This window comes from Microbacterium sp. P5_E9 (assembly GCF_054049175.1).
Window position 1 is genome coordinate 82,858 of record NZ_JBFUMV010000019.1, and the last position, 13,683, is coordinate 96,540.

Genomic DNA, 13,683 nt, shown 5'->3' on the forward strand with positions numbered 1-13,683 from the left:
ACATGACTACATTCATCGAGAACATCTCGGCACCCATCGACAGGGCGCCGGACGAGATCAAGCCACGGCGGCGTCGCCGCCGCATCGGCGGAGACAGCCAGCGCGCATCCGCGTACACCTACATCGGGGTCGTTGTCGCCGTTGCGATCTTCGTCGTGCCGTTCGTCTGGCTGTTCCTGATCTCGATCGCCTCCCCCGGTCAACTCTCCCAGGGCGCTGCTGCGATCGTCGACGTCGACGCCCAGTGGTCGAACTTCGTCGAGGCGGTGACACGGATCGACTTCGGCAAGTACGCGTTGAACTCGCTGTTCCTTTCAACGCTGACCGCGGTGTTGACGACCGCGACAAGCGCGCTCGTGGGATTCGGCTTCGCCCGCCTTCGCGGACGTGGCGGCAAGACACTGTTCACCATCGTCATCGCGACCATGATGATCCCGTCGATCGCCACCTTGATTCCGACTTACATCCTGTTCTCCCGCATCGGCATCGTGGGCACGTACTGGCCATGGGTTCTCTGGGGATTGGCCGGCACGCCGTACCTGATCTTCCTGTTCCGCCAGTTCTTCACCGCCATCCCCATCGAACTCGAGGACGCGGCGATCATCGACGGCTGCGGATGGTGGCGGATCTTCTCGAGGATCTTCCTGCCGCTCGCTCGCCCCGTGATCCTGACGTCGCTGCTGCTGTCATTCACCTGGGCGTGGGGGGACTTCCTCGCTCCCGCCCTGCTGCTGAACATCAACAACACGACACTCGCCGTGGCGACAGCGGTCGGCTACCTCGACCCCCGTGGGAACGGCATCCTGACCATTCAAGCGGCCGGCGCCATCTTGTACATCCTGCCCGTACTGTTCATCTTCCTGTTCGCACAGCGCTACTTCATCGGCTCCGCACTCGGATCGGGCGTCAAGGGATGACGTCGTCGCGCTCCCGCGTCCCGCAGCGGGGTGGCAGATGACTCGCGAATGGAATCAGTCCTCCGGCATCCTCTTCGGGGGCGACTACAACCCGGAACAGTATCCACGCGAGGTTTGGCGCGAAGACATCCGGCTCATGAAGGATGCCGGCGTCAACATCGTCACAGTCGGGGTCTTCGCATGGTCGAGGATTCAGCCCGCTGAAGGAGTGTTCGACTGGGAGTGGCTCGACACCATTCTCGGAATGCTGCACGATGCGGGGATCGCGGTGGACCTGGCAACGGCGACAGCGTCTCCGCCACCGTGGGTCGTCAGTTCGTACCCCGAAATTCTCCCCGTCGACGAACGAGGCGCTGTCCTCTGGCCCAACAGCAGGCAGCACTTCGCGCCCACCTCACCGGTGTATCGGCGACTCGCGGCGGAACTGGTCGAGGCGATGGTCACTCGCTACGCGGATCACCCTGCGATCGTCATGTGGCACGTGAACAATGAGTATGGATGTCACGTTGCTCGCGACTACTCCGAGAACGCCCGAATCGCGTTTCGCACGTGGTTGACCGCCAAATATGGCGACGTCCACGCGCTGAACGAGGCATGGGGCACGGCCTTCTGGTCGCAGATCGTTACGGACTTCGGTCAGATCCAGCCGCCGTTGCAGGCGCCGACATTCCGCAACCCCGCCACGGTTCTCGACTTCAAGCGGTTCAGCAGCGATGCGCTGCTGAGTCTCTTCGTCATGGAACGGGACATACTTCGCCACCACGGGGTCACTCAACCCATCACCACCAACTTCATGGGCGCTTTCGAGGGCGCCGACTACTGGTCGTGGGCTGCGGAACTGGACTTCGTCTCGAACGACGTCTATCCGGATCCCAACGACCCGACAAGTTTCCGCTCCGCGGCGTTCGTGCACGATCTGATGCGATCTTTGAAGCCCGACCAGCCCTGGCTTCTTATGGAGCAGGCGGCAGAAGCTGTGACCTGGATGCCCAGCAACGCGCCGAAGAAGCCAGGTCAGATGTCAGCGCTGAGCGCACAGGCGATCGGGCGCGGGTCGGATGGCGTTCTGTTCTTCCAGTGGCGACAGTCCCCGCGCGGAGCGGAGCAGTACTTGACGGCCATGCTCCCGCACGCGGGAACCGGCACCAGAACGTGGAAAGAGGTGGTCGCCCTCGGCCACGCCGTCGGGGAGCTGCCTCCGCTGGGCTCCACGGATCTCGGCGCCGACGTAGCGCTCGTTTTTGATTGGGAGTCCTGGTGGGCGCTCGAAAGCGCCTACCTGCCGATCAAGGTCGACTACCAGGAGCTCAGCCGGACCTGGTACGACGCCTTCCACTCGTTGCACATGTCGGTGGATTTTGTTCGACCAGACGCGGACCTGACCCGGTACCGTCTCGTGGTCGCACCAGCCCTCTACCTTTTGACCGAAGCGGACGCCCGCAATCTCACTGCGTTCGTCGACGGTGGAGGGCACCTTTTGGTGACCGCCTACTCGGACATCGTGGGCGAGTCCAACGAGTTCCGGTCAGGCGGGTTTCAGACGCTGCTCGGTGAGGCGCTCGGCGCGTCCACGCTCGAGTTCGGCGCTCTGCTTCCTCCCGCGGGGAGACCCGGTTCGGACGGCCCGGGGGAGAGGCTGGCGACGGCTGCAGGGGAGTTCGGTGAGTTCACTGGTCAGTACTTGGCTGAGGAGATAGACCTGCGCGGCGCAACTGTGCGCGCACATTTCACCTCGGGGCGACGTGATGGTCGGCCTGCGCTCACATCGCACTCCTTTGGCGCCGGCACTGGATACTATTTGGCGACGATGCCGACCGACTCTGGAGCAGCGGCAGTCGCCAGGTGGCTGATCGCCCAGGCCGCGTTGTCGCTTCCCCACCAGGACCTGCCTCCGACGGTCGAGGTGATTCATCGCGGCGATGTGACAATTGCGATCAATCACGGCGACGCCGTGGTGCGCACCTCGTTGTCAGGGCGCGATCTGCTGCAGGATCGGCCTCACCACTTGGCGGAACTGGGTCCGCAGGAGTGGGTGATGCTCCGTGCATAGATCGTCGATGCGGGGGCCGGGCCCCGCAGTTCCTGTCTTCATCGTCTTCCTCTTCATACCGAAGTACTTCATGGGTTCCGGCTTGGGATCGTCCGTCAAGGGCTGATCCGAAGTCCAACCCCCTCACTAGGAATCTCATGTCAACAACCACATCCGGCGTGCGCACCATCCTCCTGAAGGACTCGAGGCCGCCGCTCATCGAGCCCGCGATGAGCAATGAGATAGATCGCCACAGGCGGGTGCGTCTGAACAGCCGCTGGATCGAGGTCGACGGAAGGCCGTCGCTTCCCGTGACCGGCGAGCTCCACTTCAGCCGCATCCCGCGCTCGCGCTGGGAAGAGACCCTGCGACTGATGGTCGCCTCGGGACTCACCTCCGTGTCGACCTACCTGTTCTGGATCCACCATGAACCGGTCCGCGGGGAGATCAGCTTCGAGGGAGACCTCGACATTGCCGCGTTCATCGAGACCGCGCAGCGGGTCGGGGTCGATGTCATCCTCCGGATCGGGCCGTGGTGCCACGGCGAGGTGCGCAACGGCGGCCATCCGGACTGGGTGGTGGAGGCAGCGCCCGGCGCGCGGACCAACGATCCCGTGTACCTGGAGCTGGCGCGGGGCTGGTACGAGCAGGTGGCGGGCCAGGTCGCCCGCTTCTGCGGTCCCGACAGTCGAATCATCGGCATCCAGCTCGAGAACGAGCTCTACGACCAGCCCGAGCACATCGCCACCCTCAAGGCGCTCGCGCGCGAAGCGGGCCTGGCCGCCCCCCTGTGGACCGCAACGGGATGGGGTGGCGCGGTGCTGCCCGCGCATGAAGTGTTCCCGCTGTACGGCGGCTACTCTGACGGATTCTGGGCGGATCAAGGTTCACCGTGGGATGACAGCTTCCGCGACCACTTCCGGTTCACACACTCCTGGGATGACCCGGGCGTTGGGAGCGACTTCCGTGAGGCAGGCGTCGAGATCGTGGTGCGGGACGTGGACCCCGAGTTCCCTCCTGCCACCTGCGAACTCGGCGGCGGAATGGCGACGGCCTACCATCGGCGTCCGATCGCGCGCGGCCGCGACATCGCGGCGGTCGCGAACGTCAAGATCGGAAACGGCTCGGCCTGGCAGGGCTTCTACATGTTCGCCGGCGGCACCAACCCCGCCGATCACCTGCAGGAGACCCACGCCACGGAGTACCCCAACGATCTCCCGCGGTTCGACTACGACTTCCAGGCCGCGATCGGCGCGACCGGGCGACCGGATGCGAGTATCGGCCTCCTCCGCGACCACAACGCCTTCCTCTCCGCCTTCGGCGCTCGTCTCGCCGACATGTACAGCTCGCTTCCCGATGACGCGCCGATCGACATCCACGACCTCGGGTCACTGCGCTGGGCAGTCCGCACCGACGGCGACAGCGGATTCCTGTTCATCAACGCGCATCAGCCCCACGAGCCGCTCGCGGGCGGTTCCGATGTCCAGTTCCGGATCGGTCTGGGCGGCGGGGATGTCGTCGTGCCCGATCGACCGATCGACATCCCTAGCGGGCTCATCGCCCGCTGGCCGCTGCGCCTCGAGCTCGCCGGCGTCCGCATCGAGTGGGCGACGGCATCCGTTTCGGGTGTCGTCGAGGGGGAGATTCCCACGATCGTGCTGCGCGCACACGACGGGATCCCCGCACGCATCAGCTTCGCTCCGGGAGCGCGCATCCTCACAGCGGACGAAGAGATCGTCGCCGACGACCCGTTCGATGTCGCGCCGGGGGACTCGCTCCTGGTCGACGACGCCCTCCGTGTCCTCGTCGTCGACGAGCGGCAGGCTGAGCGACTCTGGTACCTCGGCGACGATCTCATCGACTCTCCGGATGCCGTCTGGCGCGAACCCCACGGGCTCGTGCTCCGCGCCGAGCACGCGCCCACCGCGACCCGGTGGACGGGTTCGGAGTTCGTCCGGCTCGAGGTGGAAACCGGATCCGCACCCGGGACTCGGAGGGTCGATCTCATCACCCTTCGCGCGGGCGGCGACCCGCCGATTCGCTATGGCGAGTTCATGGGTCGGTCCTCAGCGCCCACCGACGCGCAGATCGACGCGGTCGCCGCGGTCTGGAAGGTCGCGCTTCCCGACGTGGATGCGCTCACCCCGGGGGACCGCGTGGAGCTCGTCCTCGACTGGGAGGGGGATGTCGCGCAGCTGCGTGCGGACGGCGTCGTCATCCGCGACCGCTTCTGGGACGGATTGTCCTGGCGAGCGGACATCACCGACCTGTCACCCGAGGTGGAGCTCACCCTGCACATCGTCCCGATCACGACGGAGAGCCTGATCGACCTCGACGAAGCGGCTCGTGCGCGCGTCGAGGCGGAGGGTCGCCTCTGCGCCGTGACAAGCATCACCCGCGTCGTTTCAGCGCGCTGGACCGAGACTCCGCGCTGACAGAGCGAAAACGGGGTGGCGCCGGTCGATCGATCGGCGCCACCCTCATCGTTTGGGTAGCGTGACACGAGTGAGCAAGGTTCTGATCGTCTCGGGCGCCGGTGAGTACAGCGATCCGTGGCATCCGTTCCCCGACACCTCCGAACGACTTGTCGGCATCCTCGGGTCGCGGTACGACGTCACGCTGACCGCCGACGTCGCCGCCGTGCTCGCGGATCTGACGGCCGACGTGTGGGACATCGTCGTGCTGAATTTCGGGAGCAACGCGCGGGAGCTGCCCACCGACACCGCGTGCGTGGACGGAATCCTCCGCTACGTCTCGGCCGGGGGCGCGCTGCTCGCCAGTCACGTCGTGGCGACCGCTTTTCCTGCTGATCCTCGATGGGAGGAGATCCTCGGCGGGCGCTGGGTGCGCGGCGCCACGATGCACCCGCCGCAGGGGAATGCCGAGATCCATATCCTCCCCACCGGCCACCCCGTCACCGACGGCCTCGACGACTTCGTGCTGGTGGACGAGCGGTACAGCTACCTCCGCGTCTCACCCGATGTCGAAGTGCTGGCAACCCACGTGCACGACGAGTTGGAGCATCCGGTCGTCTGGGCCCACCAGCGGTCGACTTCGCGCGTCGTCTACGACGGACTCGGCCACGACGGCAGATCGTACGACTCTGCGCAGCACCGCGACCTCGTGCGGAACGCGGCCGAATGGCTGCTCGAAGCGAAGGCGTAGGGCGAAGGCGCGCGGTTCCGACAGACTGGAGGGATGCCACATATCGCAGCTGCCGACCGCTATGAGTCGATGCCCTATGTCCGCACCGGCCGCAGCGGACTTCTGCTCCCGCGCATCTCGCTCGGTCTCTGGAACAACTTCGGAACGACGAAGGGGTGGGAGTCTCAGCGAGAGCTGGTGACGCACGCCTTCGACCGTGGCATCACCCACTTCGATTTGGCGAACAACTACGGTCCGCCGCCGGGGGCCGCCGAGACGGCTTTCGGCCAGATCATCAACGGCGACCTCGCGGCCTACCGCGACGAGATCATCGTCTCCACCAAGTCGGGCTATCTCATGTGGGACGGGCCCTACGGGGACTGGGGCTCTCGCAAGTCGATGCTCGCCTCGCTCGACCAGTCCCTGAAGCGGACCGGGCTCGACTACGTCGACATCTTCTACTCGCATCGGCCCGACCCCGAGACGCCGATCGAAGAGACGATGGGCGCCCTGGCCACCGCCGTCCGGCAGGGCAAGGCGCTGTACGTGGGCATCTCCAACTACAACGCCGAGCAGACCCGGGCTGCCGCCGCCGCGCTTCGTGCCGAGAACATCCCGCTGACGATCCACCAGCCTCGCTACAACATCTTCGACCGCAAGCCTGAGGAGGATGGACTGCTGGGCACGCTCGACGAACTGGGGGCCGGCTGCATCGTCTTCTCGCCGCTCGCCGGCGGACTGCTCACAGAGCGCTACCTGGATGGCGTTCCCGCGGACTCCCGCGCCGCAGAGGGGCGCTGGATGAGTTCTTCGGACATCGGCGAGGAGTACCTCGCCACGGCACGCGCGCTCCAGGAGGTGGCTGCTGCGCGGGGTCAGAATCTCTCGCAGCTTGCGCTCCGGTGGGTGCTCCGGCGCCCCGAGATCACCAGCGCCCTGATCGGCGCTTCCAGCGTCGCCCAGCTCGATCAGAATCTGGCTGCGCTCGAGGGGGCAGAGTTGACGGACGCTGAGCTGGCGGCCATCGACGCCCATCCGTTCCGCCGCTGACCACCCCGCCTTTCGGCGCCGTCACCCCGTCCGGAGTCGATCCGGGCGGGGTGACGGGTCGGTCAGAGCAGACCCTGCCGCTCGGTGCCGGCGGGGATCGCCGTCATCGTCGTGACCGTCACGGGACGCCCGAGGTAGGGCGTGATGAGGGCGTTCAGTTGCACCACGGCCTGACCGGCCGCGTGGACGTCGAGGTCTTCCCTCGACGTCCATTTCTCCAGCATGACGATCGTGCCGTCTTCAGCGTCGTGGATGGCATAGAGGAGGCATCCGCTCTCGGCGTGAACGGCGGGAATGCCCTCGCGCAACGCGGCGATCAGTGGCTCCTTCGCGCCTGGTGCGGGCTGGAACACGGCTGTGACGACGACTTCGGTCATGGGGCTCTCCTTGCTTCGGAACCTTGCGCTCTGACGATATTCGAGCCGTTACGGGCGGCGCGAAACGTGCCCGAGTTCGGCGGCAGCACGCGGTTTGGTCTCCGCGTCCCCGGTAACGGAGAATAGTTGGGTTCGAATCGATTCGAGGTTCGGCTGAAGCTGTCACCTCCCTTCGTCCCGAGAGCACCTGCATGTCCCGTTCCCTCATCACCGGCAGTCCGTGGCGCGTCATCGTGGCCTTCTCGGTCCCGCTGCTCATCGGCAATGTGGTGCAGCAGCTCTATCAATTCGTCGACGCCGTCGTCGTCGGTCGTCATCTCGGGGTCGATGCGCTCGCCGCCGTCGGTGCGACGGGCAGTCTGCTCTTCCTTCTCCTGGGTTTCGTGTGGGGCATGACGAGCGGCTTCGCGATCCCGACGGCGCAGGCGTTCGGCGCCGGTGACTTCGTCGCCGTGCGGCGGTCGGTGGCGACAGGGACGATCCTCACCGCCATCGCGAGCGCGATCCTGACAATCGGCGGTCCTCTTCTCGCGGGACCCGTTCTCGCGTTGATGAACACGCCCGCAGAGCTCCTGGCAGACGCGACGGTGTTCGCCCAGGTCAGTCTTCTCGGTGCCGGCACCATCCTGTTCTTCAACTACCTCGCCGCCGTCATCCGCGCGATCGGCGACTCGCGCACGCCGCTGGTGTTCCTCACACTCGCCTGCATCCTCAACGTCGCCCTCGTCGTCTTGTTCGTCGGGGTGCTCGAGGGCGGAGTGGGCGCAGCGGCGCTCGCCACCGTCATCTCGCAGGCGGTGTCGGTCGTGCTCTGCCTGGGGTACGTGCACCGTCGCATCCCGGTGCTGCACCTGCGGCGCGTGGACTTCAGAGCCACGCGAACCGACTACGTCGTCCACCTGCGCCTGGGTCTGCCCATGGGCTTCCAGGCATCCATCATCGCCATCGGCACGCTCACGGTGCAGATCGCGCTCAACGAGCTCGGCGCCGGCGCGGTCGCCGCCTATACGACTGCGTCGCGCGTCGACGGGCTGGCGGTCGCCCTCCTGCAGTCGATCGGCCTGGCCGCCTCGATGTACGTCGCCCAGAACTACGGCGCCGGCCGGCCCGACCGCATTCGCCGGGGAGTCGTGCAGGCGACGTGGATCGCCGTCATCGCCGGGATCATCCTCGGTGGTCTGCTCGTCGGGTTCGGTGCACAGCTCGTGCGGCTGTTCGTCGGCACGGGAGCAGAGGAGGTCGTCGACATGGCCGCGCTCATGCTCACGATCAACGGCCTCACCTACTGGATCCTCGGGGTGCTCTTCGTCATGCGCGGTGCCCTGCAGGGCCTCGGCGACGCGATCATCCCCACGCTCACCGGCGTAGTCGAACTGATCATGCGGGTCGGCGCCGCCATCGTCCTCGGCGCGGCGTTCGGGTATGTCGGCGTGGTGTTGTCGAACCCGCTCGCGTGGGCGGGCGCCGTGGTGCTGCTGGTGCCGGCGTATGTGCATGCACACCGGCGACTGGGGAGGATGCCGATAGCGCCCCTCACGGTGACTCCGACGACCCCAATCGCGGTCCTCGGGCCTACCGACGGGTCGATGACCGTCGAGACGGTGTTCACCGGTCCGGTTCGGCTGCCGACGGGCGTCAGGCGATCGTCCCGCCGGAAGGCCCCGTCCCGCCAGCAGTGAAGGAGAGCCGGTAGCGAGTGGCCACCTCGACCCCTAACCTGGGGCTACCGCGCGAGCGCGGAGATACGAAGCAGGCTCTTCGAGCTCGACCGGGGTGCTTCGGCAGGAGATGACGTGAGTCCGGAGGCGATGACGCCCGGAAAGAAGCGCAACGCGCTCGTCCGCACCATGCCCATCTTCGATTGGCTGCCCCACTACAAGAGGTCGTGGCTCAGGCCCGACCTCCTCGCGGGGCTTTCGGTGTGGGCGCTGGTCATCCCGCAGGCGCTGGGCTACGCGGAAGTGGTCGGGGTCCCGCCGCAGTACGGCCTGTACACGGTCCTCGGCGCCTCGGTGCTGTATGCGGTGTTCGCCTCGACGCGCCAGGTCGTGACGGGACCATCCGCCTCTGTGGCGGCGGTCACCGCGCCGGTTGCCGCGCTGTATGTCGCCTCGACCTCACCGAACTATCTGGCCACCGTGATCGCGCTCACCGTCTGCGTCGGGGTCGTCTATGTCCTGCTGGGCGTGCTCCGGCTGGGCTGGGTTTCGAACTTCCTCGCCAAGTCGGTCCTCGAGGGCTTCATCTTCGCGGTCGGTTTCGGTCTGATCGTCGACCAGCTGCCGAAGACCCTGGGGATACCCAAAGCCGATGGCTCCTACTGGAACGTGCTGGTGGGCGTGGTGCAAGATCTCGCGCTGACCAACCTCGCCACGCTGGCGGTCGGTGGCACCGCGGTCGGAGTGCTGCTCCTGATGCGCTTCCTGGCCCCGAAGCTGCCTCGGTCGTTCATCGTGGTGATCTTGGGGATCCTGGCCGTCTCGTGGCTTGATCTGACCGCGCATGGTGTGGTCGTGGTCGGGGAGGTGCCCGACGGGCTTCCGAGTCTGGTGCTGCCGGCGGGTTTCTCGGTCGCCGAGTGGCTGTCGATGGTGGTCGGCGCGCTCGCGATCATCCTCGTCAGTTACAGCGAGTCGATCGCGACCGCCACCGATGTCGCCGCGAGGCACCGGCAGGAGTTCGCCCCCGACCAGGAGCTCATCGCGCAGGGCGCGGCGTGGATCGGTTCGGGCCTGCTGGGCGGCTTCGCCGGCGGCGGCAGCCTGAGCAAGACGGCTGTCGCCGAGGGTTCCGGTCAGAAGACCCAGCTCGCCGGGTTGACGGTTGCAGGGCTCACCGTCCTGACGCTGCTGTTCCTCGCCGGGCTGTTCTCGAACCTGCCGCAAGCTGTCCTCGGGGCGGTGGTCATCGACGCGGCCATCGGACTGATCCACCCGAAGGTCGCGGTGCGGATCTTCAAGACCCACAAGGCTGACTTCTTCGCGTTCGCGGGGACCGCGATCGGGCTGTTCTTCGTCGGCGTGGTCACCGGCATCGTTCTCGGCATCCTGATTTCCCTGACACTCCTCGTCTGGCGTGCGTCGAAGTCGCCGCTGCGGCGGATGGCGTTCGATGCCGTGCACCAGGTCTACGTCGAAGCCGACCCCGACCTGGAGGCGACGGCCCCGGACGGCGTGCTGGTCGTCAAACTCAACGGGCCGCTGTTCTTCGCCGATGCGGCGCCCTTCCGGTCGGATCTTCTCGACCTCGTGTCGGCGACCGATGCGACCACGGTCGTGCTCGATCTCGAGGCGACGCCGGAGATCGACCTCGACGGCGCGGACATCCTCACGAAGGTTCACGGACATCTGGCCGACAGGGGGGTGCGCATCCTGTTGGCGCATGCCGATGCGGCAGAACTCGACCTGCTGCGACGCGCCGGGACACTGCAGGTCATCGGCGAGACGAATATCTTCGCGACCGTGCGAGCTGCCGTCGCCGCGGCGACCGGGGGCGAGCGCCCATGACCGAACCGTCCAGCGGGCGCGATTTGGGCCGACGGCTGGACAGCCCCCGCGCGGCCGCGCTCGCCGGAGTGCTGTTCGCCGTGCTCTTCACCGCCGCGCTCATTCTGATGCGTACGTCACTGCCTGATCAGCTTTCTCCAGGCACCGCCTGGCTGGACGACGGAGCCAAGACTCGTCTGACGATCGGGCTGTCGCTCGTTCCCTTCGCGGGCATCGCCTTCCTGTGGTTCATGGGCGTCGTGCGCGATCGCTTCAAGGACTCGGAAGACCAGCTCTTCTCGTCGGTCTTCATCGGCAGCGGGCTGCTCTTCCTCGCCATGGTGTTCGTATCCGCCGCGATCGCCGGCGGAATCGTCGCGTCTGTACCGCTCATCGCCGATGACGCAAGCCGTGCCGATGTCACGACCTTCGGGCGTGCCGTCATGCTGCAGGTCAGCAACATCTATGCGCTGCGGATGGCGGGAGTGATGTTGATCTCGCTGGGTACGATGTGGCTGCGCACCGGCGTGATGCCGCGGTGGCTGGCGTTCGTGACCTACGCAGTGGCGATCGTCCTGCTCTTCGTGACCTCACTGAGCATGTGGGTGGCCCTCATCTTCCCGGCGTGGGTGTTCGGGGTGAGCATCCTCATCCTGATCCTGAACTACCGTCGCCGTTCCCCGACCCGGAGTACCCCGTGACCCCTGCTGACACCGCTGTCCTCGCGGACTTCTGGACGCATGATCCCTTCATCCTCGCCAACGAGTCGGATCGGACGTACTACCTGTACACGTCCTCCCCGACAGCTCCCGTCGTCACGGTGTACCGGAGTGCCGACCTCCGCAACTGGGTCGGCCCAACCACGGTCTTTGAAATTCCCGACGGATCGTGGGCGAACCCCGCCGAATCGCCGTGGGCTCCTGAGGTGCACGAGTTCGAGGGGCGCTTCTACCTCTTCACGACGCTGCACAATTCCAGCTCCGCTCTGCCCGCGGCGTCGGATGGCGCATCGCAGTTCTCCGCGCGACGGGGCGACGGGCAGGTGTACGCCCCTGTCGCGCGGGGCACGGTGATCGGTGTCGCGTCTTCGCCGCTCGGCCCGTTCGAGCTGCTGGATCTCGATGGCCCGGTTGCTCCGCGTGAGTTCATGACCCTCGACGGCACCTTGTACATCGACGAGGCGGGCCAGCCGTGGATGGTCTACGCGCACGAATGGGTGCAGCTTCTCGACGGCACGATCGAGGCGATCCGATTGGATGCCGACCTCGGCGGTTCTGTCGGAGGCCCCATCCACCTCTTCCGTGGATCGGAGGCGAAGCTCCTGCGCGAACGCACGCCGAGCGCGCTGTCACCGGTGCCGTACGTCACCGACGGTCCCCAGCTGCGACGGCTGGCCGATGGCGGACTGCTGATGCTGTGGGCGACCTACCGACGCGATGGCGCCACGTCGGAGTACGTCGAGACGATGGCGATCTCGCGCAACGGTTCGATCGAGGGACCATGGGAGCAGCTCGAGGTGCTGGTGGACGGCAACGCCGGCCACGGCATGCTCTTCACCACCTTTGAGGGAGTGCTCATGCTCGTGCTGCACCGCGGGATGGGGACGCCCCATGTTCGAGCTCAGCTGTTTGAAGTCGTGGAGGACCCTTCAGCGGGGCTTCGTGTGGTCGCCGACCGCTCGGACCTCTACGCGTAATCCGGAACCACGAGGCTCGCTTGAAGATTCTTCGGATTGTCGGGCAGAGGAAGCCCAGGTGCCGAGCAGCTGGAGCGCTTGGTGGTCGGGTGAGCCGGGTTCGGCGCCGAGCACGGTGAGCTGCACGGCCTCGTGGCCGACGAGATCCAGCCCGTTGAAGTGCAAGGTGATGTCGCCGACCGCGTGGTGGTGATACCGCTTCACGCCGGACTGGTGCTCCCACACATCGTGGCGTCCCCACAGCTGCCGGAAGTGGTCGCTGCGGGTGGAGAGCTCGCCGACGAGGTCGTGCAGCTGCTTGCTGTTCGGGTCGCGTCCGGCCTCGGTGCGCAGCTGCGCAACATTGATCCGCGCGACCGCGTCCCAGTCCGGGTAGAACCGGCGTGCCACCGGTTCCAGGAAGAGGAACCGGGCGAAGTTCGGAGGAGACGTCGTCGCGGTGGTGATCATCTCGTCCATCAGCGCCCCGCCGAGCGGGTTCCACGCCAGCAGGTCCGTCCGGCCGTTGCCGATCATCGCGACGGTGGACTCCATCGAGTCGAGGAACCACTGGATGCTCGGGGATGGCCGCCACACGGGCGTCGGCTTTCCGTTGCTGCGGCTCCCGGATTTGACTCCTCCGGCTTGATGGGTGAGTCGGTGGAGATACTCGCGCTCCGCGTCATCCATCTGCAGAGCCTTCGCGAGCCCGTCCAGCACCGCATCCGACGCGCCGGCGATCGCGCCCCGCTCCAACCGGGCGTAATACTCCACGCTGACTCCAGCGAGCGCGGCAGCCTCGCCTCGGCGCAGGCCCGGTACCCGACGGTCGGTACCACGGGACAAGCCGACGTCTTCGGGCTCGACCCGCGCGCGACGCGACATCAAGAAGTCGCGGACCTCGGAACGGTTATCCATGCCCTCAGGGTAGGACGACCGCTCGCGGGACTGGGATGCCCCGTCAGGGCACGTCAAGTCAGGGACTCCCGCGCGCGCGTACGACACC

Annotated in this window: 11 protein-coding genes; 9 read left to right on the forward strand and 2 right to left on the reverse strand. The window is 66.6% G+C overall.

Features of this window, described 5'->3' with window-relative positions:
* The first annotated feature begins 2 nt into the window (after positions 1-2).
* The 5 genes from ACXJ3V_RS17820 to ACXJ3V_RS17840 all read left to right on the forward strand — a co-directional run bounded on the left by ACXJ3V_RS17820 (position 3) and on the right by ACXJ3V_RS17840 (position 7,140).
* Positions 3-917, forward strand: coding sequence for a carbohydrate ABC transporter permease (locus tag ACXJ3V_RS17820; RefSeq protein ID WP_457101683.1), 915 nt, complete (start codon positions 3-5; stop codon positions 915-917).
* A 37-nt stretch (positions 918-954) separates the two neighbouring features.
* Positions 955-2,967, forward strand: coding sequence for a beta-galactosidase (locus tag ACXJ3V_RS17825; protein WP_457101684.1), 2,013 nt, complete (start codon positions 955-957; stop codon positions 2,965-2,967).
* A 137-nt stretch (positions 2,968-3,104) separates the two neighbouring features.
* A complete protein-coding gene (locus tag ACXJ3V_RS17830; RefSeq protein ID WP_457101685.1) occupies positions 3,105-5,381 on the forward strand; it encodes a beta-galactosidase in 2,277 nt (758 codons plus the stop codon).
* 70 nt (positions 5,382-5,451) lie between these two features.
* Entirely contained in the window at positions 5,452-6,111 is a 660-nt protein-coding gene (locus ACXJ3V_RS17835) for a ThuA domain-containing protein (protein WP_457101686.1), read from the forward strand.
* A gap of 33 nt (positions 6,112-6,144) precedes the next feature.
* On the forward strand, positions 6,145-7,140 hold the full coding sequence (locus tag ACXJ3V_RS17840) for an aldo/keto reductase (protein WP_457101687.1): 996 nt from the start codon (positions 6,145-6,147) through the stop codon (positions 7,138-7,140).
* 62 nt (positions 7,141-7,202) lie between these two features.
* Here ACXJ3V_RS17840 and ACXJ3V_RS17845 read toward each other — a convergent pair whose 3' ends face one another.
* A complete protein-coding gene (locus ACXJ3V_RS17845; protein WP_457101688.1) occupies positions 7,203-7,517 on the reverse strand; it encodes a putative quinol monooxygenase in 315 nt (104 codons plus the stop codon).
* Positions 7,518-7,708: 191 nt separating this feature from the next.
* On the opposite strand from ACXJ3V_RS17845, the gene ACXJ3V_RS17850 reads away from it, so the two are divergent.
* The 4 genes from ACXJ3V_RS17850 (at position 7,709) to ACXJ3V_RS17865 (ending at position 12,698) form a co-directional block, all read left to right on the forward strand.
* Positions 7,709-9,196: an MATE family efflux transporter gene (locus tag ACXJ3V_RS17850; RefSeq protein ID WP_457101689.1), complete on the forward strand. Its 1,488-nt coding sequence runs from the start codon at positions 7,709-7,711 to the stop codon at positions 9,194-9,196.
* Positions 9,197-9,310: 114 nt separating this feature from the next.
* A complete protein-coding gene (locus tag ACXJ3V_RS17855; RefSeq protein ID WP_457101690.1) occupies positions 9,311-11,023 on the forward strand; it encodes a SulP family inorganic anion transporter in 1,713 nt (570 codons plus the stop codon).
* Complete coding sequence (locus tag ACXJ3V_RS17860) at positions 11,020-11,703, forward strand: hypothetical protein (protein ID WP_457101691.1); 684 nt, start codon at positions 11,020-11,022, stop codon at positions 11,701-11,703. Before ACXJ3V_RS17855 ends, ACXJ3V_RS17860 begins: the two co-directional genes overlap by 4 nt.
* Positions 11,700-12,698, forward strand: coding sequence for a glycoside hydrolase family 43 protein (locus ACXJ3V_RS17865; RefSeq protein ID WP_457101692.1), 999 nt, complete (start codon positions 11,700-11,702; stop codon positions 12,696-12,698). The genes ACXJ3V_RS17860 and ACXJ3V_RS17865 overlap by 4 nt, the downstream gene beginning before the upstream one ends.
* On the opposite strand, the gene ACXJ3V_RS17870 is transcribed toward ACXJ3V_RS17865, so the two are convergent.
* The gene (locus tag ACXJ3V_RS17870) at positions 12,651-13,595 is read right to left on the reverse strand and encodes a helix-turn-helix transcriptional regulator (RefSeq protein WP_457101693.1); all 945 of its coding nucleotides are present in this window, start codon (positions 13,593-13,595) and stop codon (positions 12,651-12,653) included. The genes ACXJ3V_RS17865 and ACXJ3V_RS17870 overlap by 48 nt on opposite strands.
* Positions 13,596-13,683: the final 88 nt, after the last annotated feature.